The following is a 3,580-nucleotide window of genomic DNA, read 5'->3' as shown; positions in this document are numbered from 1 at the left end:
CTCCTGCACACCGCGGCGACCGTCTCGCGCCGCACCCACGCGCCGCTCCGGCTGCTCTCCCTCGCCGGCGTCGATCTGCCGGACCGCGTCGACGCCGGCCTCACCCGCCTCACCGGCCAGACGCACGCCGCGAGCGTGCTCGAGGCGGCGCGCGCAACGCTTCCCGCAGAAGTGCCGGCGGAGGCCGTCGTGGGCACCGGCAGCGACATCGAAGACGCCGTGTCGCACATCGAGTGGCAGCCCGGCGAGATCGCGCTGGTCGGATCGAGTCGGCTCGCCCAGCCCCGTCGCCTATTCCTCGGTTCCACCGCGGGGCGGATCCTGCGTGCCCTGCCCGTCCCGATGATCGTGGTGCCCCGCACCCAGGAGGTCTCGTCATGACCGATGCATCCCGCGGTTCGGGCGCGTCCCCCGACAGCGCCGTCACCACCGGCATGTCCAACAAGGGCCTGCGCGTCGGCTCGATCGGCATGATCGGTGCCGTCGTCATCGGCATCTCCACCATCGCCCCGGCGTACACGCTGACCGGCGCCCTCGGCCCCACGGTCTCGGCCGTCGGGTTCCAGGTGCCGGCGATCATCCTCGTCGGTTTCATCCCGATGCTGCTCGTCGCGCTCGGCTATCGCGAACTGAATTCCCGGATGCCGGATGCCGGCACCTCGTTCACCTGGGCGTCGCGCGCCTTCGGTCCCTGGGTCGGCTGGATGGCGGGCTGGGGTCTGGTCGCGGCCACCGTCATCGTGCTGTCGAACCTCGCGGGCATCGCCGTCGACTTCCTGTTCCTGCTCATCGCGCAGATCAGCGGCAACGCCGAGATCGCCGAACTCACCCGCGTCGTCCCGATCAACATCGCGGTCTGTCTGCTGTTCATGTTCTTGGCCACGGTGGTGTCGTACCGCGACCTGCAGACGACGCAGCGCCTGCAGTACGGTCTGGTCGGATTCCAGATCCTCGTGCTGCTGGTCTTCGCCGGCGCCGCCGTGGTCGAAATGATGAGCGGCAACGCCTTCGACGCGAGCCCCGTGCAGGCGTCGTGGTTCAACCCCTTCGAGGTGGGGTCGTTCAGCTCCTTCGCCGCGGGGCTGTCGCTGTCGATCTTCATCTTCTGGGGGTGGGACGTGATCCTCACCATGAACGAGGAGACGAAGGATCCCGACCGCACCCCGGGGCGCGCCGCCACCGTCACGGTGTTCCTCATCGTGGCCCTGTACCTCTTCATCGCCGTGGCACTGCTCATGTTCGCCGGCAACGGCACCGGTGAGCTGGGGCTCGGCAACGAGGACATTCAAGAGAACGTCTTCTTCCACCTCTCGGGACCCATCCTCGGGCCGCTCGCGTTCCTCGTGTCGCTCGCGGTCCTCACCAGCTCGGCATCCTCGCTCCAGGCCACCTTCGTGGGGCCGGCGCGGACCCTGCTGGCCATGGCTCACTACGACGCGCTGCCGAAGAACTTCGCGAAGGTGAGCCCGCGGTTCTTCACCCCCGGCTACGCCACGATCGTCTCGGCCGTCGTCGCTTCGGCGTTCTACGCGATCATGCGCGTGCTGAGCGAGAACGTGTTGACCGACACCATCACGGCGCTGGGCGCGATGATCTGCTTCTACTACGGCCTGACGGCGTTCGCGTGCGTGTGGTACTTCCGCAAGCAGTGGTTCGACTCGGTGCGCAACGTGTTTTTGACGCTGCTGGCGCCCCTGATCGGCGGTGGCATCCTGGCGGTGCTGTTCGTCACCACCCTCATCGACAGCGCGAATCCCGACTACGGTTCCGGCTCGCAGATCGCCGGCGTCGGGCTGGTGTTCGTCATCACCGTCGTGATCATCGTCGTGGGGGTGGTGCTGATGATCGCGCAGCGCATCAAGAGCCCCGCCTTCTTCCGCGGTGAGACCCTGGGTGGGGAGGCACCCGCCAGTGCCCGCCGCCGCCGCACGTCCTGACATCGAAACGACAAGGAGCACCATGAGCGACTACGCCGTCGTCAACCCCGCCACGGGGGAGACCCTCGCCGAGTACGACACGCTGACCGACGCCGGAGTCGAGGACGCCCTGGCATCCGCTGACGCGGGTTACCGCACCTGGTCGCGGACCGCTCCGGCTGAGCGGGCCGAGGCGCTCCGCCGCGTGGCCGAACTGCACCGCGAGCGCCGTGACGACCTCGCCGCGATCATCGTGCGCGAGATGGGCAAGCCGCTCGAGGCGGCCCTGGGCGAGGTCGACTTCGCCGCCGACATCACCGAGTACTACGCCGACGTGATCGACAAGATCACCGGTGACACCCCGCTGGAGATCCTGGGCGAAGGTTCGGCGGTGATCCGCCGCTCGCCGCTGGGCGTGTTGCTGGGTATCATGCCGTGGAACTTCCCGTACTACCAGGTCGCCCGCTTCGCCGCGCCGAACCTCGCGGTCGGCAACACGATCCTGCTGAAGCACGCCCCCCAGTGCCCGGAGTCGGCCGAGGCGCTGCAGGCGATCTACCGTGACGCGGGGCTGCCCGACGGCGCGTACGTCAACATCCGGGCGACCAACGATCAGGCGGCGACCATCATCGGCGATTCGCGCGTGCAGGGCGTGTCGGTCACCGGCTCGGAGCGCGCCGGTGCCGCCGTCGCCGAGATCGCCGGCCGCAACCTCAAGAAGGTCGCGCTGGAACTCGGCGGCTCCGACCCCTTCATCCTGCTGTCCACGGATGACCTGGATGCCGCCGTGCAGGCGGCCGTCGATGCGCGCCTCGACAACAACGGGCAGTCGTGCAACGCCGCCAAGCGCTTCATCGTGATCGACGGCCTGTACGACGCGTTCGTGGAGAAGTTCTCAGCCGCGCTCGGCGAGGCGAAGGTCGGCGACCCGTTCGCCGACGACACCGTCCTGGGTCCCCTTTCGTCGCTCGCCGCTGCCGAGCGCCTCGACGAGCAGGTGCAGCGCGCCGTCTCCCAGGGCGCGACGGTCGAGGTCGGCGGAACCCGCGACGGGGCGTTCTACCCCGGCACCGTCCTGACGGGCATCACGCCCGACATGGACGCGTACGGCGAGGAGTTCTTCGGTCCCGTCGGCACCGTCTATCGGGTCGCCGACGAGGAGGAGGCGATCGAGATCGCCAACGGCACGGGCTACGGGCTCGGCTCCTACGTGTTCACCACGGATGCCGAGCAGGCGCAGCGCATCGCCGACCGGATCGAGGCCGGAATGGTCTACGTGAACGTCGTGCTCGCCGACTCGCCCGAGCTGCCGTTCGGCGGCGTCAAGCGCAGTGGCACCTCGCGGGAGATGGGCCTGCTCGCGGCCGACGAGTTCGTGAACAAGAAGCTCATCCGCACGGTGTGATCGGCACGCGTCCCCCGACCCGGCTCGCCGGGCCGGGGGACGTTGTCTCAGGATGCCGGGGTGCCGGGGTGCCGGGGTGCCGGGGTGCTGGGGTGCCGGGATGCCGGGGTGCCGGGGTGTCCGGGGGCGGGTTTGCCGGGTGCCCGGCTTTCACGGTGCCCGGGTGCTGGCGCGCGGGGATGCTGCGGTGCCGGGTGCCGGTCTCGGCCTCCGCGCGGACTCGAGCTCGTTGGGGCCGAGACATGGTCGGGGCCCCGGG

The 3,580-nt window shown here is 69.5% G+C and carries 3 protein-coding genes; all 3 read left to right on the top strand.

All coding sequences use genetic code 11. The features are described from left to right. The coding region (locus tag RWP81_RS15350) for a universal stress protein (RefSeq protein WP_314457556.1) at positions 1-381 on the top strand (381 nt) is incomplete at its 5' end. Beyond that, positions 378-1,937, top strand: a complete 1,560-nt coding sequence (locus RWP81_RS15345; RefSeq protein WP_314457554.1) for an APC family permease — start codon at positions 378-380, stop codon at positions 1,935-1,937. The genes RWP81_RS15350 and RWP81_RS15345, both read left to right, overlap by 4 nt. Positions 1,938-1,959: 22 nt before the next feature. Continuing rightward, positions 1,960-3,321, top strand: a complete 1,362-nt coding sequence (locus tag RWP81_RS15340; RefSeq protein WP_314457552.1) for an NAD-dependent succinate-semialdehyde dehydrogenase — start codon at positions 1,960-1,962, stop codon at positions 3,319-3,321. The last annotated feature ends 259 nt before the right edge of the window (positions 3,322-3,580 follow it).

Source organism: uncultured Microbacterium sp., from assembly GCF_963521695.1.
Lineage (GTDB): Bacteria > Actinomycetota > Actinomycetes > Actinomycetales > Microbacteriaceae > Microbacterium.
Note: the sequence above shows the minus strand (reverse complement) of the source record. Positions and strands in the feature narration are given on the sequence as shown.